At 52.1% G+C, this 20,467-nt stretch carries 14 protein-coding genes and 2 tRNA genes; 14 read left to right on the forward strand and 2 right to left on the reverse strand.

The genetic code is table 11. The features are described 5' to 3' along the window. Positions 1-5 precede the first annotated feature (5 nt). Entirely contained in the window at positions 6-2,849 is a 2,844-nt protein-coding gene (locus tag JW814_10965; GenBank protein ID MBN2071968.1) for a M6 family metalloprotease domain-containing protein, read from the forward strand. A gap of 16 nt (positions 2,850-2,865) precedes the next feature. Here JW814_10965 and JW814_10970 read toward each other — a convergent pair whose 3' ends face one another. After that, positions 2,866-3,489: a hypothetical protein gene (locus tag JW814_10970; protein MBN2071969.1), complete on the reverse strand. Its 624-nt coding sequence runs from the start codon at positions 3,487-3,489 to the stop codon at positions 2,866-2,868. Between the two features lie 143 nt (positions 3,490-3,632). Here JW814_10970 and JW814_10975 point away from each other — a divergent pair, with 143 nt between their 5' ends. Next, on the forward strand, positions 3,633-4,304 hold the full coding sequence (locus JW814_10975) for a metal-dependent transcriptional regulator (GenBank protein MBN2071970.1): 672 nt from the start codon (positions 3,633-3,635) through the stop codon (positions 4,302-4,304). 32 nt (positions 4,305-4,336) lie between these two features. Continuing rightward, positions 4,337-6,430: a ferrous iron transporter B gene (locus JW814_10980; GenBank protein MBN2071971.1), complete on the forward strand. Its 2,094-nt coding sequence runs from the start codon at positions 4,337-4,339 to the stop codon at positions 6,428-6,430. Between the two features lie 2 nt (positions 6,431-6,432). Here the strand turns inward: JW814_10980 and JW814_10985 are convergent, their stop codons facing one another. After that, positions 6,433-9,144 (reverse strand): isoamylase early set domain-containing protein, encoded by a 2,712-nt coding sequence (locus JW814_10985; GenBank protein MBN2071972.1) that lies wholly within the window; start codon positions 9,142-9,144, stop codon positions 6,433-6,435. 110 nt (positions 9,145-9,254) lie between these two features. Here JW814_10985 and JW814_10990 point away from each other — a divergent pair, with 110 nt between their 5' ends. The 11 genes from JW814_10990 to JW814_11040 all read left to right on the forward strand — a co-directional run bounded on the left by JW814_10990 (position 9,255) and on the right by JW814_11040 (position 19,908). Next, the gene (locus JW814_10990; GenBank protein MBN2071973.1) at positions 9,255-10,037 is read left to right on the forward strand and encodes an enoyl-CoA hydratase/isomerase family protein; all 783 of its coding nucleotides are present in this window, start codon (positions 9,255-9,257) and stop codon (positions 10,035-10,037) included. 150 nt (positions 10,038-10,187) lie between these two features. Continuing rightward, positions 10,188-10,272 (forward strand) — tRNA-Leu (locus JW814_10995). Between the two features lie 53 nt (positions 10,273-10,325). Next, positions 10,326-11,624: a trigger factor gene (gene tig, locus JW814_11000; GenBank protein MBN2071974.1), complete on the forward strand. Its 1,299-nt coding sequence runs from the start codon at positions 10,326-10,328 to the stop codon at positions 11,622-11,624. Between the two features lie 34 nt (positions 11,625-11,658). After that, the gene (clpP, locus tag JW814_11005) at positions 11,659-12,276 is read left to right on the forward strand and encodes an ATP-dependent Clp endopeptidase proteolytic subunit ClpP (GenBank protein ID MBN2071975.1); all 618 of its coding nucleotides are present in this window, start codon (positions 11,659-11,661) and stop codon (positions 12,274-12,276) included. Positions 12,277-12,356: 80 nt separating this feature from the next. Beyond that, entirely contained in the window at positions 12,357-13,607 is a 1,251-nt protein-coding gene (gene clpX, locus JW814_11010) for an ATP-dependent Clp protease ATP-binding subunit ClpX (GenBank protein ID MBN2071976.1), read from the forward strand. 47 nt (positions 13,608-13,654) lie between these two features. Continuing rightward, a complete protein-coding gene (gene lon, locus JW814_11015) occupies positions 13,655-16,078 on the forward strand; it encodes an endopeptidase La (GenBank protein MBN2071977.1) in 2,424 nt (807 codons plus the stop codon). Positions 16,079-16,093: 15 nt separating this feature from the next. Continuing rightward, entirely contained in the window at positions 16,094-16,717 is a 624-nt protein-coding gene (locus JW814_11020) for a YihA family ribosome biogenesis GTP-binding protein (GenBank protein ID MBN2071978.1), read from the forward strand. A 12-nt stretch (positions 16,718-16,729) separates the two neighbouring features. Further along, positions 16,730-17,851 (forward strand): alanine--glyoxylate aminotransferase family protein, encoded by a 1,122-nt coding sequence (locus JW814_11025; protein ID MBN2071979.1) that lies wholly within the window; start codon positions 16,730-16,732, stop codon positions 17,849-17,851. 47 nt (positions 17,852-17,898) lie between these two features. Next, the gene (locus JW814_11030; GenBank protein ID MBN2071980.1) at positions 17,899-18,306 is read left to right on the forward strand and encodes a hypothetical protein; all 408 of its coding nucleotides are present in this window, start codon (positions 17,899-17,901) and stop codon (positions 18,304-18,306) included. Between the two features lie 159 nt (positions 18,307-18,465). Beyond that, positions 18,466-19,749 (forward strand): adenylosuccinate synthase, encoded by a 1,284-nt coding sequence (locus tag JW814_11035; protein ID MBN2071981.1) that lies wholly within the window; start codon positions 18,466-18,468, stop codon positions 19,747-19,749. 86 nt (positions 19,750-19,835) lie between these two features. After that, a tRNA-Lys gene (locus JW814_11040) sits at positions 19,836-19,908 on the forward strand. Positions 19,909-20,467: the final 559 nt, after the last annotated feature.

The following is a 20,467-nucleotide window of genomic DNA, read 5'->3' on the forward strand; positions in this document are numbered from 1 at the left end:
TTATTTTGAAACTGTTTTTTTCAACGACCAGATTTTTTTGCGGACTTGCCCTGGCTCTGATCCTGCTGGGCACGATCCCCGGCGCGGGCCTTTCGAGGCCGGTCTCTCCCCGAGACGGCGGCCCCATGCCCGAGTCCTGTCTGAAGACGCTCAAGGAAGAGAAAGGCGCTTTCAGGCCTGGGCTAAGGTGGTTGAAAAGCAGAAGGTCTTTTCTTCACGATAAAAATCATTTTATGCCGTTCCCCGATGCCTCTGCCGGAGGATCGGGAGCGGTCATCAAGGGGAGCACTCTGCCGCCGGTTACCGGTGATTTCGTAATACCTGTGATAACAGGCGCCTTCAGCGATTTCAGCGAGACGCCGGAGTCTGTGGAAGAACTCCAGAGAATACTCTTCGATGGTCCGGCTTTTCCGGGAACTTTTTCCGAATATTACAGCGAGAACTCTTTCGGGAATCTTGACGTCTCAGGAAAAGTATACGGCTGGGCGGAGCTTTCGCAACCAGAGATATATTATACAGGGCCGGTGAATCACGGCCTTACTCCCGGCGTATCGCACACGGACGAGATGATCGCCGAGACTGTCGCCGCTCTCGACGGCGTCATCGATTTCGGTCTTTATGACAACGATGGCCCCGACGGTGTGGCAAATTCGGGGGATGACGACGGTTATGTCGATCTTCTCGTCATTGTTCATCCCGCAAGGGGAGGAGAATGCGGCGGTCCCGATCATATCTGGTCTCATTCATGGCAGTATTCATCATGGAACGAAGAGAGGGAGCCTCTCGAGACGCAGGATATATCCGCCGGTGGAGGCCATATAGTCATCGATGATTATTTTATAGCCCCTGCAGTTTCCTGCGAAGGCGGTCTGATAGAGATAGGAGTCTTCTGCCACGAGTTCGGCCATTCCCTCGGGCTTCCGGACCTTTATGACTATAACGGCGGAGGAAGAGGGATAGGTTTCTGGGGACTGATGGGGAGTGGTAACTGGAATACTCCCAAGTCGCCGGCGCACCTGTCCGCGTGGTCGCGCGAACAGCTTGGCTGGATAGATCCTGTAGAGATCGGCTGGGTCGAAGAGGAGCGCGTTCTTGAATCGATAAACGAGGGTGGAACTGTCCTGAAACTGGTATTGCCATCGAAACGTTTCCGCAGGATGCCGAATCCGTTCCCAGTGGGCGGAAAAGCGATGATTTGCGCCTATACCGAAGCCGAGGCGTCGGCGAGGGGATGGAACGGAGGAGCGGGGTATGGGAACGGGTGGAACGAATCGATCTTTCATCCATTTCACACTGATGGAAACGGCAGCTTGATCTTTGAATACAATATCGGCTTGGATGTCGAACCGGAGTACGATAACGTCTATCTCTATCTCGACGCCGGTGGTAGTTCGCATCTCGTCGCTCAGTATACGGGAACGGTCTACCCGTTCAGGGAGGAGATAGACCTGGAGCCGTTTCTTCCCCAGGGTCCGGTGGATTTCATCATGAGGTTTCTCTTCGTCTCGGATTTTAATTTCAGCGACGAGGACAACAGGTACGATTCAATGGAAGGCTGGTCGCTGAATATCGATAACGTCGGACTTTACGGGGGTGGTAACGAGTATACATGCGATTTCGAGAAAGATGAGGGGGGTTGGCGTTGCGGCTCTGATCCTGCCGAATATTTTCTCGTCGAGAACCGCCAGCGGGGAGGTTTTGATATGAACCTTCCCGGTTCGGGACTTCTGGTGTGGCACGCCGAAAACAGCATAGCCTTCTCGGATCTTGGTAACAGTGGGGGATATTCCAATACGCAGGCGCGGGGTCTCGTCCTGCAGGAAGCTGACGGGCAGTTCGATCTGCTTGCGTATCTGGTCCCGCCCAATACCGGCGACAAGGGCGACCCTTTTCCGGGAAGCACTGGAAATAGTGATTTCGACTCGTACACGGTGCCGTCGAGCAGGGGAAACGACGGGCTTTCAACCCCTGTTTCGATACGTGGGATCTCCGGAGGATCGGCATTCTTCAGAGCAGGGATGCCCGCCCCCGTGATTTCCTCAGTCGAGCCTGGTTCTGTTGTCAGGGGAGAGGATCAGACAGTGATCCTTGATATAGCAGGTTCCGGATTCCTCTATGGCTCGACCTGTTTCCTTTCCAACGGCGCGACGATCATTCCAGCCATGGAGACCGAATGGTTCGGAGAGGGATCGTTAGAGGGATCGTTCGAAGCGGAACAGCTCTACCGCGGCCTGTGGGATCTTACCGTCATAAGCGGAGACGCTCAGACATCCTCTCTCCCCGGCGCTCTCGCTGTCGAGTCGGTCTTCGGTCCGTTCAGAGTAGAATCGATGAGAAGTACGATAGATATCTTATGGGATGTCTACCTTACCGAAGGGCTCACAGGGTGCATGCTTTACAGAAAGTCGGAAGGGACAGGTTTCGTACCGGTAAGGGCGGATACTTTCAGGGAAGGCTCTGGGGAATTCATCTGGTCGGACAGCGGCGTCATACCGGAGATAGAGTATTCATACAGGATAACCGCCTTTTATCCCGGCAGGTCGGAGGACCTGATCCTTGCCGGGCCGTGGAGTATCGAGGATGAACCCTTTTCTCTCGATCGTGCCTATCCCAACCCGTTCGCGGAATCGGTATCGGTCGATTTTTTCCTCGACCGGCCTATGATGATAGAGATGCTCGTCTATGATGTGTCGGGCCGGCGCATCGATTCGATCGAACGGGCGCCGTACACGAGAGGTGAAAATACGATAGTATGGATCCCTCGCTCCGGGACATCGGCATCTGTCTATTTTATTATCCTTGATAACGGTACCGCGAAAAAAACCGTCAAAGTCGTATTCCTCCCCTGACCTGTCGATACCCGTTCTAAAACGAGTATGATGCTCCCAGCGAGAAGGTATAATGGACGAACTGGGAGTTTTGCGCCGAGACGCTCTGCCGGTCGAAACGGTAGATAGTATACTCGTACGGAGCATAAAGTACGTCGATTCCCGCCTCAACGAGCATCTTCTTCCATACATACCTTCCGAGGTTCAACCCGGTGACCAGGTAAAAGGTCGTCTGTGATGGTTTGAAGGTGTCGGTGGGGGTGACCGTTATAGGGTTTGCCGATTGAAGCGCGAAGGCCGCTCTTACTCCGGGCCTGAACGGAAGGAAATGGGATGAGAAGGCGATCAGGCCTATCTGGCTGTTGAATCCATGAATATTCTCTCCGTTGCCGCTGCAGGCATACGATCCGAGCCTGCTTTCCAGATAAAGATTGGTATATATCTCGTAACGGAACGCGGCATCGATCCCCGCGGCCTGATCGAGTCCGAAATAATCGGCGTCAAGCGCCGAAAAGGAACCAAGAAGCGCGATGTTTATCCTGCGGTCGGTCTGAGTCAACGCGGTGGAAGATAAAAGATGAAGGGACAAGAGGCAGATGACCAGTATTATCGCCGATCTGGCAAGAATCTTCGCGGACAGAGGAACTGAGTTAATCGCCAATTCGTCTCCTTTCGAGTAGCGCCTTATCTTCCTTTTTCAGTACAAATATAATGATAAATATGATTTAAAGAAAGAAATATTGAGATTGACAGGAGATAAGGCGATATTTAGACTCAGCCATCGTTGGAAGGGAGGTCGGCAGGATGGATAAAAAAATTTGTTTTCATGATCCTGAAGATGAAGTGCTGGAGGCGGTCTGGGTAATAATGGAACGCGGAAAACCTGTTGATGATGAAGGAATTATCAATAGAGACCACCGGGGGATCATAACGGCCGAGATGATTCGTTCGCTTGTCGGCAGTGGACTTCTGAAAAAAAAGGGCGAAGGGTATGATTTCACGGTGGAAGGCAGGGCCCGGGGAGAAAAGATCATCAGGAGACACAGACTTGCCGAGAGGCTTCTTGCCGATGTCCTGAATGTCAGGAATAATGAATATATTGAGACGAACGCCTGCCGCTTCGAACATTTCCTTTCTCCCGAAGTGACAGATCATATATGCGTCCTGCTCGGTCATCCCAAGTTATGTCCGCACGGCAACCCGATTCCGCCCGGTGAATGCTGCGAGAGAGCTCAACGCCAGGTAGAATCGGCGGTGATACCGCTCAGCCGTCTTCGCTCCGGAGAAAAAGGAAGGGTCCTTTACATGACTATGAAAGACCATGACAGGCTCGATCGCCTTACTTCCCTGGGATTGTTTCCTGGGCGGCAGATCAAGGTCCACCAGAGAGAGCCATCATTTGTCGTCTTTCTTGACGAGACGCAGCTTGCTCTCGACAAGAAGATCGTAGAGGATATTTATATTATCAGAAGCTGAACGACAGCGAGAATAACGTTACGGATATTTCAGTGGAAACAGCCCAAAACAAAAAAATTCTCCTCGTAGGAAATCCAAACGTAGGTAAAAGCGTAATATTCAATTATCTCACCGGAAGCTATACCGTTATATCGAACTATCCCGGAACGACAGTCGAGGTATCATCCGGGGCAATGAGACACAGGCACGACAGGGAAGTGATAGATACTCCCGGTGTCAACTCGCTTTTTCCCGCCAGCGAAGATGAAAAGGTCACCAGGGACATCCTTCTTCAGAACACCGATGCCACTGTCATCCAGGTGATAGACGCGAAAAACATATATCGTGGTCTTATCCTCACCACTCAGATCGCCGAAACAGGTTGCAGGATGATAGTCGTCCTGAACATGATGGATGAGGCGAGACAGAGGGGGGTCGAGATCGATGTCGAACTTCTTTCATCGGTCCTCGGAGTCGATGTGATCGAGACGGTAGCTGTCGAAAAGCGCGGTCTTTCAAGGCTCGTGTCGGTCATCAATTCAGACAGCGCCGTAACGTGCGGGATCAGCGTCGAATATCCTCCTGTCATCGCCAGAGCGGTATCGGAAGCGAAAGAGCGCGTCAATGGCCTGGCTAAATACGATCTGTTCAGCCTGTTGACTCTGATCTCTGGCGACATCGATATCTTCGAGGACGATCTGGAAGTGGACGGGAAAAAACTTGGTGGCATCACGGCGTTGATGAAACAGAAGGAAGAGGAGATGCCCGAGCCGGTCTCTTACCAGATAATCTCGGCGAGAAAAAAGGAAGTCGATAAGATCATCGATAAAGCGGTGATCAGAAAAGAGGCGGGGAGATCGGCAGGCGGCAGGGGATTCTTCAATTTTATACCGGCGCTTTCGATAGCCGGCGTATGGCTGGTCCTGATCCTGTTTTTCGGGAGAGCGAATCTCATGGATTGGGGCCTCTGTCCGACCCTTCCGGTCCTCTTTCTCATGGTGCTGGGCATTTCGATCGCCGGCGCCGAGCGGATGGACCGTTTCACCCTTCACCCGGTCACGGGGTATCTGATGCTCGCCGCCGTGATATTTCTTATCTACGAACTGGTCGGGGTCTTCGCGGCCGGCAGTCTGGTCGATTTCCTCGAAAACGGCCTTTTTCGCAGGTTTGTGATCCCCTTCGCGGCAAAGTATTCAGGAGATGGTTTCATATCCGACCTTCTTGTCGGTGACTACGGCATCATCAGTATGGGGTTGACATATTCGATATCGATTGTTCTGCCGATAGTAGTCATGTTCTTTCTCGTCTTCGGGATCCTCGAGGATACCGGGTATTTCCCCAGGCTGACGGTTCTGACTAACAATGGATTCAAGATCCTGGGTGTAAACGGAAAAGCGACCCTGCCGTTCGTTCTCGGATTCGGGTGCGTGACGATGGCTGTGCTTGCCAGCAGGATCCTTGAATCGAGAAAAGAAAGGATCATCGTCGTCACCCTTCTCGCCCTCGCTGTTCCATGTTCAGCGCAACTGGGCGTGATGCTGGCACTGATGTCGGCGATCTCGTTCAGAGCAGTCCTTATGATCAGCTTTATAGTCATCGCCGAACTTCTGGTCGCCGGGTTTATCCTCGGGCGCCTGCTCGCCGGAAAGACATCCGATTTCATAATCGAGCTTCCCCCGCTGCGAGTGCCGAGAGCGGCAAATATAATCCTTAAGACAGGGGCGAGGGCGAAGTGGTTTCTGAAAGAAGCTCTTCCATATTTCATACTTGCCACTTTGATCCTTTTCACCCTCGACAAGTCGGGCGGCATGAAGATCGTCTACTGGCTCGTCGAACCGGTGACGTCAAGATTTCTCGGGCTTCCGGTCGAGACGGCCGCGGTATTCATAGTCGGATTTTTCAGAAGGGATTACGGTGCGGCTGGATTGTACAGTCTCTGGCAGAGCGGCCAGCTGTCGGGAAACCAGATCGTCGTATCGCTTGTCGTGATGAGTCTCTTTCTTCCGTGCCTTGCGACATTGATAGTCACGGTGAAGGAACTGGGCGTGAAGGTGGCGTCGGCGATATTGCTGCTTGTAGCGACAGTCTCGATCCTCACGGGAGGTCTTCTGAACTACCTGCTGACACTTCTTCGAGTCAATTTCTGATCTTATTTGACGATCAGGACCGAGTTGAAACTTCCGAATCCGTCAGGTTCCTGGTTCTCGTTCGCAGGGTCTATGATCTTCAGTTTCTTGTCGATCAGGAATCGATATGTGTACCTGCCGCTGGGAAGGGTAAGGAGCGCCTGCCAAGTCCCGCGAGCGCTCTTTCTCATCGGGGCGGCATCGGCCGCCCAGTTGTTGAATTCGCCGATGACCGACACTTCGGTGGCATCGGGATAATTCAGGCTGAAAGTCACGCCGCGCGGCTGGTCGGTAACTTCTCCAGCGATCTGTCCGGTAGTATTTATTCGGTCCGAGGGTGGATCATCCGGCATGCTGTATGTCTTGTTGACGAGACCGGCAACCGGCAATCCTGATTCATCGACGATCGTCAGAAGGACCGGCGATGGCTGATCGGTCCAGAAAGAAGAGATAAGGAGCGAATTATGTCCTTTTCTCAGGACCGCGGTCCCGGAGTATGCCTGCCCGGTGCTGCTGGCGGATAATATCTCCGTCGAATTGATCCAGAACGAGACTGAATTCGGCGTATCGATCGACCATTTTACTTTTTTCCCCGTTGTCAGCTCGACGGCTGTGTAAAGAAGCATCGCCCTTTCCGATCCCGAGCCGTAAAGACGATCGGGGAGAACGGCCCCGCGCGAATCTATCGCCCCCGGAGCCACATTTCTCCACCTCAGGGTCCTGCCGTCGACAGACATATAAGTGCTGTATAGATCGTCCTGGAGCTGGACCGCTTCTTCAAGAGCCCATCTTCGGTTCTTTACCGGGCCGAGGTGCAGCCAGTCGAAGGGCCTGAGGAGTTTCTCTTCGAAGAGCGCGATTCTCTTTCCGTCAAGTATCACTGACAGGGAAAAGGGGTATACGCCTGGTGAAAGCCCGCCCGCGAGAGAAATTTCAAGAGGCAGCGTGGTGATCTCCCTGGAAGGATCGATTATGAATCTTGCCGGGAGTTCCGGAGAACAGCTCATTTTTTCAAGGAATACTCCATCTACGATACCTTGCAGCCGCTGATCAGGCCTGTACCTGACAGAGATGTTCACAGGTACCGGCCGGCCCTCCGATAACCTTCGGCCGGCGGGGAATTCAAGAGAGAGGTCGTACCCCGTAGTCAGCGTGACGCTTTCGACCATGTGGATCTCGATCCTCTTCCCTTCATGCATAAAATCAAAAAACAGCGGAAGGGTCACGACTCCCGGTTCGGAAGAGGGTGGAAGCACAAGCATTCGTTCCCATCTGTTCCGGTCTTCCGGGGCTCCTGGGGCAACTGAGATCCCCTCATCGGCAAGCATCCACCTGTTTCCCGAAATCTGGATATATAGTCTTTTTATTTCAAGGGGCGCCCGGGCGCTTCCGAGAGATATCCCGACCGGGACAGCCTCGCCGGTGCGCACAGCTTTTTCAGGGACGGTCACCGCCGCTTCGATACCGGTCGTTTCCATCATCATCGCCGAAAGGGCGGCCTTGGCCTCGAGCAGTTCCTCGATCGATTCGACTGATCCTTTCGCCACGATCTTCCTCGTCCTCGGGGAGAGGCGGTTCCACCTGGTCTCGTCGAGGATCTTCCAGAGTTTGTCTCCCGCGTTGAGTATCGATGAGACCTCACCCACGCTCATCAGCAATCTGTTGACGATGGTGATCGACGATATATGATTTTCAAGATCGAGTTCGTTTTTTTCAAGGATTGACGACAGCGCCTCCACGTCGGAATAGAGAGCGGCGCGATATTTCTCATTAAGAAGCGATTCCCTTTTCAGTATCGATGTGAAATTGACGAGTGACGAAATAATGTCCGAACGGGGAAAAAGCGCGTTGCTCCTGCCGGGCCGGCTCCAGTATCCGGTCCACTCGTTATCGCCCCGCCGGGAGCCCGTCCCGCCCGTTTTGCTCTTCTGATCGTAAAGCTGAGCGAGCCGTTCGATCGGGAATTTGTCTATATTCGACAGAAGGCTGAAAACCACCGGTCGCATATCGGGATCATCCCACATCGCCCCATTGATCATTTCACCGCCCTGTCCCGATGCTGTCTTGTATATCGACCTGTCAGCGACGCTTATCCTCCTGCTCGGACCAAGCATCCTGTCGATCACCATCGGGAGAAGGAATTCCGGCGTAAAAAGGGTGAGATAGTGCCCTTTTTCCGAGACAGGAAAAAAGGCGTCCATCGAATGATCGAAGAATGTCCGTTCATTCTTCGCGGCAAGCTGTTTCGACCAGAGGTGAAGTTCCAGGGCTTCTTCATATTTTCCCGCTCCGGCAGCGATCATCGAAAGGGCGTGAAGCTCGATCGCGGCGAGACTGTTGACCGATGGCGAGAGAGCGATCTTTTCCGTGTCGGTGCGTGCCGGGCTGCCCTTGATAAAACCATGACGGGTGAGCGCGTCATCCTTGAAATTATCAAGGGTGATCCTGCTGATGACGGGATAAAAGCGTTCCATCATCGCCGCGTCCCCATTCATCACCAGAAACGATGTCATCGCTGTCAAAGGCGCTTTTGAAAGAGGGTGCAGAAGATGCGAGGGAGGCAGATCCGATGGTTTCCCTCCCGACTGAAGAAACCCGATTATCTGCTGTCTCATGATACTCTCTACCGACTGCGTATCATTACCGGAGGTCTCAGCGGCGAGGTTGGCCCGTGTTGTAGAAAATAGCATAACCACCAATAATATAATCAGATATGTCGATTTATCCGATCTCATACTTTTATATTCTCCTAACCTGCATATTTTTCAATCGTTCATCAGGTAATTTTATATTGACAGCAACGTGTATGCCATCTTTAATGTCTCAGTCAAGAAAGGAGAATTTAATGGGATATCAATGTATCACGGTAGAGAAGAAAGACTGGCTGGCGAGAGTCGCGATCAACAGGCCTGATAAGCTTAACGCCTTGAGTATAAAGACAGTTATGGAATTAACCGAGGCGTTCACCGGGATAAGATCCGACGATTCGATATCGGTGGTGATCCTCGAGGGCGCAGGAGGAAAGGCTTTCGCCGCCGGAGCTGACCTCAACGAGCTTTCCAAGCAGGATATGCTCGACGGGAAGGAATATTCGGCAAGGGGCCACAGGCTTTGCAACCTGATAGAATTCCTTGAGAAACCGGTAATTGCGTCGATCTGCGGATTCGCGCTCGGAGGCGGATGTGAGATCGCGATGGCGTGCACGCTGAGGATCGCCTCGGAGAAAGCCCGCCTCGGCCAGCCGGAGATAAATCTCGGTACTATCCCGGGTTTCGGAGGGACGCAGAGGCTCGCGAGGCTGATCCCCCGGGGGATCGCGATGGAACTCGTGCTGACCGGAAGGGTTTTAAAAGCTGATGAAGCGCTAGCCCTGGGGCTGCTGAACAGGGTAGTCCCGGACGGGGAACTCGAAAGCGCCGTCCTTGAAATGGCTGATACCCTCGCCGCCAAGCCTCCATTCGCGCTGAGGGCTAATATGGAAGCTGTGTTGCACGGATCTGAAGTGTCGTTCGAGGAAGGGTGCAGGATAGAGACGAACCTCTTCGCGCTTACGTGCGGAACAGAGGATATGAAGGAAGGTACTCTTGCCTTCCTCGAAAAGCGAAAAGCCGAATTTACCGGGCGATAGATCTCCTTGGGCTGGCAGGAGATTTGCTGTAAAAAGATTGAATAATACGCTGTTACCTATTAGATTAACCGGTGACCGGCTGGGCTGTCGAATCGAATCGAATAAGACGCTGTTTTGAACCAGTTGGAAAAAAAGAAGATAGGATATAGCGCGAGAGTGGCGGAATTGGCAGACGCGCTGGATTTAGGATCCAGTGGGGCAACCCGTGGGGGTTCAAGTCCCCCCTCTCGCACCAGGAGAAAAATTACCAGCCGGAGGAAAAACTGGCCGTTTCAGAGGAAAGGAATCATGGCAGAGAATCTTGAAGATCTCGGTATCAGCGTAAATATCACCGAAGAGGATGATTGCAGGAAAATACTCAATATAGAGGTCCGATCGGATCTTTTCACCGGAGAGAAAGAGCGGATACTGAAGAATATGATGAAATCGATCGTTCTCCCGGGATTCCGCAAAGGAAAGGCTCCAAGAGACAGGGTAAAGACCCAGTTTGCCGGCGAGATCCATAACGAGGCGATGAAGGTCGTATTGCCTATGGCCTACGAGCATGCTCTTTACAGCGAAAAGGTCCAGCCGATCGGAGAGCCGGTCTTCAGCGAGATAGTAGCCGAAGATGACAAGCCTCTTACTTTCAAGGTCGAACTTGAGACGGCGCCCCGGATAGAACTGAAGCAGTACAGGGGGCTTGCTTCGAAGCCCGAAGAGGTCAGTGTCGAAGATAAGGAGATCGAGAATGTACTGAAGAATCTTCAGCAGCGCGAGGTCTCCTATAACACCGTCGACCATGAAGCGCGAAGCAACGATATGGTGACGATAGATTATGTCTCGATAGATGAACAGGGGGAACCTGAAAACGACAGGGGAATGAAGGATTATCCCGTTCAGCTGGGCGAGGGGCAGCTTTTCCCCGAATTCGAGAAGGCGATCCTTGGGAAAAAAGCCGGCGAAGAGGGCGAAGTGGCGATAGACTATCCCGATGACTACAAGCCTGAAAGGCTTGCGGGACTGAAAGTAAGTTTCCGGTTCACAGTCAAGGAAGTGAAGGAAAAGATCCTTCCGGAGATCGACGACCAGTTCGCCGCGAGGATAGACGAGAAGTTCAAGACTGTCGATGACCTGAGGAATGACATCAGGGAAAAGCTCCTCGATGAGAAAAGCCGGGAAGCAAGGCGCAAGGTCGAAGAAGAGGCGGTGGACAGGATACTGGAAAAAAACCCGTTCGATGTACCCGGAAGCATGATAGAGCGATTCAGGAGCGAACTCGAAAGCGAGGACGAAAGAAGAAGATCGATGAGCGGGATGCCTCCGGAGGAGGATGAAGAGAAGAAGAAAGAGATGACGGAATTCTTTGACCGGATGGCAAGAAGAAATATCAAGAGGTATTTCCTTCTCGGCCATATCGCCAACCTCGAGAAAGTCGAGATCTCTGCCGGAGATATGGATAAAGAGATCGAAAGACTTGCCGAAGAAGGCGGTAGAGAGCTTGAAGAGGTCAGGAAGGTCATTGAGAAGGGAAGCGAGAATTATAATAATCTGCGCAGCCGCTTGCGTGAAAAGAGGATCTTCGAGATCCTGCTGGAGAAGGAATAAAACCCTGGTTGAGAAATAGAGAAGGAGATCTGAAATGGCCGATAAAGTAATAAAAAATATTCCAATCCCGTACGTGATCGAGACGAGGGGGAGGGAAGAACGCACTTACGACATATATTCCCGTCTTTTGAAAGACAGGATAATCTTTATCGGTACTCAGATCGAAGATAATATGGCGAACGCTGTAATAGCCCAGCTTCTTTTCCTTGAGGCGGAGGATCCGGAGAGGGATATCTTCATCTATATCAACAGTCCCGGTGGCGTTGTCTCCGCCGGACTGGCGATTTACGACACGATGCAGTATATTTCCTGTGATATCGCGACGATATGCATGGGACAGGCGGCAAGCATGGGAGCGGTCCTTCTCTGCGCGGGAAACAAGGGCAAGAGATCGATACTTCCGCACGCGAGGGTCATGATCCATCAGCCATCGGGCGGTTCCCAGGGACAGGCCAGCACGATCGAGATATACACGAAGGAGATAATCAAGCTCAAGGACAAGCTCAACGGCATAATCGCCCACCACACCGGACAATCTGTAAAGAAGGTTGCCAAGGACACGGACAGGGACTACTTCATGTCCGCCGAGGAAGCTCTTGAATATGGACTTATAGATAACGTGCTTATATCGAAAAGCGATAAAAAGCAGTAGAACTTTGTGAACGATTCTCCGCTATTGTTGTATAATATAAGTAGAGGAAGATCTATACAATAAGGAGTGTTGAAAGCCCTATGAAAAAGAAGACACAATCTCCAAGAGCGATAAAATGTTCATTCTGCGGAAGGGGACAGGATGAAGTCGCCAAGCTTGTATCCGGTCCTTCCGTGTACATATGCAATGAATGTATAAGATTGTGTAATGACATCCTCGAAGACGAGATGTCGGGGGCTGTCCTGTACGATGAGGAGCATTTTCCAAAACCGGTCGAAATAAAGGAGAATCTCGACAGTTACGTCGTTGGCCAGGATGAGGCGAAGATCAGCCTTGCCGTCGCGGTCTATAATCACTACAAGAGGATCCGGCACGAAAGAGGGACGGATGATATAGAGCTCGAAAAGAGCAACATCCTTCTTGCCGGGCCGACAGGCGTCGGAAAGACCCTTCTCGCGCAGACGCTGGCGCGTTTCCTGAAGGTGCCTTTCGCGATCGCCGACGCGACGAGCCTTACCGAAGCGGGCTATGTCGGCGAGGACGTCGAGAATATCCTTGTCAGGCTTCTGCAGAAAACAGACTACAACCTTGCCGCGACCGAGAGAGGGATAATCTACATAGACGAGATCGACAAGATCGCGCGAAAGAGCGAAAATCCTTCGATAACGAGGGACGTCTCGGGAGAGGGTGTCCAGCAGGCGCTGCTGAAGATCCTCGAGGGGACTGTCGCCAATGTCCCGCCGCAGGGAGGGCGCAAGCATCCGCAGCAGAAATTCATCGAAGTCGACACGAGAAATATCCTTTTCATATGCGGAGGAGCGTTCCAGGGACTAGAAGAGATCATCGAGCGCAGGATCGGGCGGAAGGTCGTCGGATTCGAGACAGACCGGGGACAGGGATATCGCAAGGAGATCAACGAGATCATGCAGCATATCCAGCCGGAGGACCTCGTTAAATACGGGTTGATCCCCGAGCTGGTCGGCAGGCTGCCGATAGTAGCGACGCTTCAGGACCTCGATCAGCAGGCGCTGATCGATATAATGATAAAACCGAAGAGCTCATTGCTTAAGCAGTACAAGAAGCTGTTCTCGATGGAGGATGTGGAACTCGAGTTCACGCCCGGTGCTCTTAAGGCGATAGCGGACCTTGCCGTGCGAAGGAAGACAGGCGCGAGAGGATTGAGAGCGATCCTCGAAGACACGATGCTTCATATCATGTATGATGTTCCTTCTCGTCCGAATGTGCAGAAAATCCTTATCACCGAGGAAACAATCGTTGACAAGAGAGAACCGGAACTGTTTCTTGAGAAAGAAAACAAGAAGAGAGCCTGAGCCCAGGTCTCCAGGAAGCAGATAACAAATACAGATATTGGAGCATCATGAGTAAGAATGAAAACAGTATAGATACGCACCCCGACCAGATATTTCCGATCGTACCCCTTAGAGATGTAGTAATATTCCCGTCGATGGCGACAGCTATCCTCGTGGGAAGGCAGCCCTCGGTCAATGCCGTCGAGAGAGCGATCGAATCAGACAAGATACTGCTCGTAATAACCCAGAAGAATCCTTCAGACAACGACCCTTCTCCGGCCGAGCTGTATTCAGTGGGGACGATAGTGAGGATCGGGCTTTTCTTCAGGCTTCCCGACGGGACTATCAAGCTTATGCTTGAAGGGATCAACAGGGTCAAGATAAAGAATTACGTGGAAAAGGATAATTATCTCGCCGCCAGGGTCGAGCCTTTCGAGGAGAAGGAACGGATCAGCCGCAAGATCGAGGCTCTCGCGAGAAAGGTCGAAACGCTCTTTTCCGATTACGTGCGGATGAACCACCGTATCCCCAACGAAGTGATGCTCTCTCTTCAGGGAAGCGACGACCGGGGTAATCTCGTCGATACGGTGGCTGCCCATATGATCATCAGGAACGAGATAAAACAGCAGATCCTCGAGACAGAGGACATAGAGGAACGGCTTATGATCCTCAGCCGGACCCTGGCCGAAGAGATAGAGATACTGAAAGTCGAGAAGGATATAGACGATAAAGTATCAAACCAGGTACAGAAGAGCCAGAAAGAGCTTTTTCTCCATGAAAAGATGAGAGCGATCCGCGATGAACTCGGACATGGCGACGAGATGGCCCAGTTCAGGGAGATCAAGAGCAGGATAAAAAAAGCGCGGATGAGCAAGGAAGCGAGAAAGATCGCTTACAAGGAACTCGACAGGCTCAAGATGATGTCACCGATGACTCCAGAGGCGACCGTGGTGAGAAACTACCTCGACTGGCTGACCTCTCTTCCCTGGCAGGAAAGGACGAAAGACAATCTCGACATCGAGGATGTGAGGAAGAAGCTCGACGCCGATCATTACGGACTGGCGAAGGTGAAGGAAAGAATACTCGAATTCCTTTCGGTGATGAAGCTGGTCAATAATCTCAAGGGACCGATCCTCTGTTTCGTCGGCCCTCCAGGCGTCGGCAAGACATCGCTTGGAAAATCGATAGCCGACGCGATCGGAAGAAAGTTCGTGCGGGTATCGCTGGGCGGTACGAGAGACGAGGCCGAGATCAGGGGACACAGAAGGACATATATCGGATCGATGCCGGGCAGGATAGTGCAGGGCGTGAGAAAAGCGGGGACGAGGAATCCCGTCTTTCTGCTCGATGAGATCGACAAGCTGAGTTCCGACTTTCGCGGAGACCCTTCATCGGCCCTGCTCGAGGTCCTCGATCCGGAACAGAACAGCAACTTCAGCGACAACTATCTCGAAGTCGAGTTCGATGTCAGTGAAGTGATGTTCATAACGACGGCAAACGTGATCTATTCGATCCCGCCGGCCCTGCTCGACAGGATGGAGATCATAAGGCTTCCGGGATACCTTCTGCTGGAAAAGATAAAGATCGCCCAGAAGTTCCTGCTGCCGAAGCAGCTCAAGGCGCATGGGATACGCCCCGAGCAGCTGAAGATATCCGAAGCGACGATGAAAGAGATAATACAGAAGTATACGAGGGAATCGGGAGTCAGGAACCTCGAGCGCGAACTTGCCGCGATATGCAGGAAAGTCGCGAAGAAGCTGGCGATGGATGAGAATGCCGGCAAGATAAGGCTGACGAAGAAGAATGTCGAAACGTACCTCGGAATTCCCAAGTTCACCGAGAGCGAGATAGAAAAGAAATCTTCCGTCGGAATCGCGACAGGGCTCGCGTGGACGGAAGCGGGAGGGGAGATCCTCAACGTCGAAGTGACGCTGATGCCGGGCAAGGGAGAGTTGATCCTTACCGGCCAGCTCGGCGACGTCATGCAGGAATCGGCAAGGATCGCCCTGAGCTACGCGAGGACAAAGTCGCAGATCCTCAACCTCGGGAATGATTTTTTCTCGACTATTGATGTTCACATCCATGTTCCCGAAGGAGCCATTCCGAAAGACGGGCCGAGCGCCGGAGTAGTAATGGCGACGGCTCTCATTTCCGCTCTTTTCGATATCCCGGTAAAGAGAGAGATCGCGATGACCGGCGAGTTGACTCTCAGGGGCAAGGTCCTGCCGATCGGAGGAATAAACGAAAAGTCAGTAGCTGCCCTTCGGGCCGGAGTCAAGACGCTCCTTCTTCCCAGGGAGAACGAGAAGAACATCAAGGAGCTCCCTGAAGAAGTAAGAAAGAAGATGAAGATCATCACCGTCGAATCGATGGACCAGATCCTTAATAACGCCCTTACCAGGAAACTCGACTGGGGAGTCAAGCATCGGCGCAGGCTGGGCGGATTTTTCGGAACAGATATCCCGGCGGATATCTCGGATTCGACAAACTGAAAAGAAAACAATCAGTTGAAGATACGTGAACTCAGCCTCGTCTGCACAGAGCTGGAGCCTTCAAGGTTTCCCAACAGGCCCCTGCCCGAGATAGCCGTGTCCGGCAGGTCGAATGTCGGCAAGTCCTCTCTTCTCAACAAGCTTCTTGGCAGGAAGAATATCGCCAGAGTCAGCAAGGAACCGGGCAAGACAAGGACTATAAATTTCTACCTTATAAATGAGAAACTCTTCCTGGTCGACCTTCCCGGATATGGATACGCAAAGGTCTCCAAGACGATGCGGGGAGGGTGGCAGAAGGTGCTCTATTCGTATATCGAAAAGAGAGAGAACCTCAAGGGTGTGATCCAGCTCGTCGATTCGAGGCACGCTCCGACGAAAGACGACCTTGTCATGATACAGCGGCTTGTCGACGCGGAAAGAGATTTTGTCACGGTCTTTACCAAGTCGGACAAGATCGGGCGCAACGAACGGGTAAAGACGCTGAACAGGTACCGTTCATTCTTCGAGGATTTTACCGTAAGGGAATTCGGGAAGAGTACGGGAAAGGGCGAAGATACAGATATTCCCGTGATCTTTACCTCCTCAAAGACCGGTGAGGGCAAGGATGATCTCTGGAAATGGATCGAATCATTGATATAGGGGATGATCGATTTGAATGCCGACGACACGATCCTCATGACCCCGGGCCCCGTCCACATCCAACGTTCCAGCTGGGACGGTCTCGAAAATCTTCATCACAGGACAGGCCGGTTCAGAGAGATAGTGCTTGAGATCGAAGCGGGCCTTCGCAAGCTCGCCGGAACCTCGTCGCCGGCATACCTGCTGACCGCTTCTGGTACAGGAGCTATGGAGTCGGCGATAGTAAACCTCACCGTTCCCGGTTCGAAGGTCCTCGTCGTCTCCGGCGGAAAATTCGGAGACAGATGGAAGGAACTCGCCGATTCGAACAGGTGCAGCACCGACATATTGAAGTTTGAACCTGGCAGGGCGATCGATATTGAAATGGTAAGGGATAGGATTGCAGCCACCAGGCCCGAATTTCTCGCCGTTACGCACGTGGAATCCACTTCCGGGCTGCTTCTCGATCTCGAAAGGCTGGCAAAGGCCCTCTCTGAAGAGAGGCCATACCTGATCGTCGACGCGATCGCTTCGCTCGGATCGGAAGATCTGCGATTCGATGACTGGGGGATCGATCTTCTAGTCGGAGCGGGCCAGAAGGCGCTTCAGGCCCCTGCCGGGATCAGTTTCGTGCTGATCTCCGAAAGGGCAAGGGCAAAAGCTCTGAAGAACAGCCCGAGCGGTTATTATCTGAGCTATGAGAAGTATGACGGGGGAAGAGCAAGCGGAGACCTTCCATTCACGCCGGCGATCGATTCCTTCCAGCTTCTCCATCGGTCTCTCGGGAAGATATCCGCGACCGGCAAGGATATCTGGCTTGAGAGGCAGAGGGCATCTTCCGCCTCTCTTGTCGAAGCGGCATCATTTCTCGGGCTGGCCCTGTTTGCCGAGACCCCTTCATCTTCAGTCCAGGCTTTCATCATCCCTGAAACGGTCGACGCGGGTGATCTGATCGATGCCGTAGCAGAGCGCGAAGGGATCATAATCACGGGGGGCCAGGGGATCCTGGAGGGTAAGATAATCCGGACGGGGTTTACGGGGCTCTATTCGCGCGATATCGTCGCGAGATTGATAAAAGCCCTGGGAAGGTCCCTGGAGGAGAGGGGCCTCGAAGTCGATATCGAAAGAGCTCTCCATTGCCTGATGCGGTCTTGAAATACTGTTACAATGGTAGTATAATTCAGATAGATAAGGAGGTGGAATTGCGTCCAATTCCGTCGTGGCGGGGTCTGTCTGTGCTTGGGATGTCTATTCTAGCGCTTGGCGCTGGAAAAATATCCGGCACTGAAGATTCAATGAAAAAACTACCCAATCATTCGCGTTACAGATGCGCGATCTGTCATGTCTCGGCAGAACCGAGACAGGGAAGCTCTGAGCTCAATCTGTTCGGGGTGGATTTCCTTGCCAGAGGCGGGGTATGGAGCGCCGTTCTGGCAGGGGAGGATTCCGACAAAGATACATATACGAACGGCTTTGAGATCGGAGACGACAACGGCGATGGAGTGGCGGAGATCGAGCCGGAGAGAAGTAACCCCGGTGATATCAAAGAGATCCCCAGTTCGATAGATCCGAAGACATGGGGATTGATAAAGAGCCTCTTCGACGATTAGAAAACGCCCCGAAATAACTGTTTTTCACGCAAACCACCTGTCCCGGGTGGATTTTTTTTGTACTGGCCGGAGCAGGTGATAATTAAAGTTGCGAAAATGATCTTCATGCCATAGACTTCACTCTGATTGTGACGTGTGGACGCAAAACAGGAGTAATACATGCCGGCAACAATAGTACTTGGAGGCCAGTGGGGCGACGAGGGAAAGGCGAAGGTCGTAGATTTTCTCATGCCGCATCATGACATCGTCATGAGATTTCAGGGTGGCGCGAACGCCGGGCACACGGTTGTGACTCAGGAAGGAAAGTTCGCCTTTCACCAGATCCCGTCCGGAGTCCTCTATCCCGGGGTCATCGCGGTAATGGGGAACGGGATGGTAGTCGATCCGGAGGAGTTCCTTAAGGAACTCGGAGAACTGATGTCGAGGGGAATAGATTTTGAAGGAAGACTCTTCATCAGCTCCGCGGCGCAGGTAGTGATGCCGTACCATAAACTGCTCGACACTCTTTATGAAAGCGATCTTAAGAACAATTGTATCGGTAGTACGCGAAAGGGTATAGGCCCAGCGTATTCTGATAAATATACGCGCCAGGGAATCAGGATCGGCGATTTTCTCCTTCCAAAGGAAGAGTTCTTCGATCTCGTGTCGAGGAAGGTCGAGAACGTGAACCGGGTGATAGAGATGCTCGGCGCGCCGGCTCTTTCTCCCGCCAAGATAGCCTCCGACCTGATTAATATCAGGGAACTGATCGACCTTATGGTGATAGATACGCAGGAAAAGATCCATCAATGGAAGAGCGAAGGGAAAAGGATCATGCTTGAGGGGGCGCAGGGCACTCTTCTTGACATAGATCATGGGACATATCCCTTCGTCACCTCGAGTTCATGTTCGGTCGGTGGCGCGATGACAGGTTCGGGGCTCGCGCCGCGCGATATAGGCAGGGTGATAGGTATCTTCAAGGCTTATACGACAAGGGTCGGCAATGGGCCTTTTCCGACAGAACTGGATGATGATGACGGAAAATACCTGGCCGAGAAGGGGAACGAATTCGGGACGACGACGGGAAGGCCGAGAAGATGCGGCTGGCTCGATCTGGTCGCCGCGAAATATTCGGTGCAATTGAACGGACTCTCCGAGATAGCCCTTACGAAACTGGATGTCCTTTCAGGGTTGAAGAAGGTCAAGGTCTGCGTCGCTTACGAGATAGACGGGAAAAAGATCGATCATTTCCCCCAGAACACAGCGATCCTTTCAAAATGCAAGCCTGTTTTCGAGGAGATGGATGGTTGGGATGATACCGGAGCGGAGAATGAAGAGTATGTTTCTCTTCCCGGCAAAGCTAGAGAATATGTCGAGATGATCGAGAAGAGGCTCGCCGTCAAGGCGTCGTTCATATCCCACGGACCTGAAAGAAAGAAGACGATTATAAGAGACGGCTTTTAATAGTGTTGACAGGCCGGAGTCCTCTTATTACATTGTATCGATGAGCCGGCAAGCCGGCGCTGGAAAAAATCAGAAAATCATATTATGGGCCGCTAGCTCATCCGGTAGAGCACCTGCCTTTTAAGCAGGTGGTGCTGGGTTCAAGTCCCGGGCGGCTCATTTTTTTATTCCATTATCGACAACAACTTACAGCCGAAAACCTCTAAGCCGCGATCACGCCTGATCTCTAAAAGTAAGATGATGGTAAGACCGGTCAGGGATCGCAGTAGATTTTCCCGAAATCTACTCGATAATAGACAGAAAACTTGAATTCGAATAATTCTTCTGATACACTTTCCCCTCGAAGCGATTCTTGAATTTTAAGGGGCGGCAACTATCAATATTCAAATTGGTAATAGTGTTAATCGTTCAGTTGATAATGGAATTTCCTCAGGGAGGATAACCGCAGTCATTATCCGGTTATCCAGCGAAGATCTTGCAGGATATCACTTAAAGACGGATGTGGCGAAAGCGTATAAAATTCTGGTTTTGAGGAGGTTCCGGCCTCCTGGGTCACTTTGACAGTTGGTCTATACTGCATTCCTTCGCAGTATTTATCCGGTTATATAGTTCAGTAGACTTATTGTTAGCTAGGTTATTATGAAGATTAAGTTCGAAGAACTCGAAGAAGCATTCGATTTTGTGAGTTTCGGTGCAGTAGGAGAACATTCTGCTACAT

It is taken from the genome of Candidatus Krumholzibacteriota bacterium (genome assembly GCA_016932415.1).
Taxonomy (GTDB): Bacteria; Krumholzibacteriota; Krumholzibacteriia; order Krumholzibacteriales; family Krumholzibacteriaceae; genus Krumholzibacterium.

Bases quoted from the DNA above. Each gene is read 5' to 3' on its own strand.
- JW814_10985 (MBN2071972.1), bottom strand. From the start codon at position 9,144: ATGAGATCGGATAAATCGACATATCTGATTATATTATTGGTGGTTATG.
- JW814_10975 (MBN2071970.1), top strand. From the start codon at position 3,633: ATGGATAAAAAAATTTGTTTTCATGATCCTGAAGATGAAGTGCTGGAG.
- clpX (MBN2071976.1), top strand. From the start codon at position 12,357: ATGAAAAAGAAGACACAATCTCCAAGAGCGATAAAATGTTCATTCTGC.
- JW814_10990 (MBN2071973.1), top strand. From the start codon at position 9,255: ATGGGATATCAATGTATCACGGTAGAGAAGAAAGACTGGCTGGCGAGA.
- tig (MBN2071974.1), top strand. From the start codon at position 10,326: ATGGCAGAGAATCTTGAAGATCTCGGTATCAGCGTAAATATCACCGAA.
- JW814_11035 (MBN2071981.1), top strand. From the start codon at position 18,466: ATGCCGGCAACAATAGTACTTGGAGGCCAGTGGGGCGACGAGGGAAAG.
- clpP (MBN2071975.1), top strand. From the start codon at position 11,659: ATGGCCGATAAAGTAATAAAAAATATTCCAATCCCGTACGTGATCGAG.
- lon (MBN2071977.1), top strand. From the start codon at position 13,655: ATGAGTAAGAATGAAAACAGTATAGATACGCACCCCGACCAGATATTT.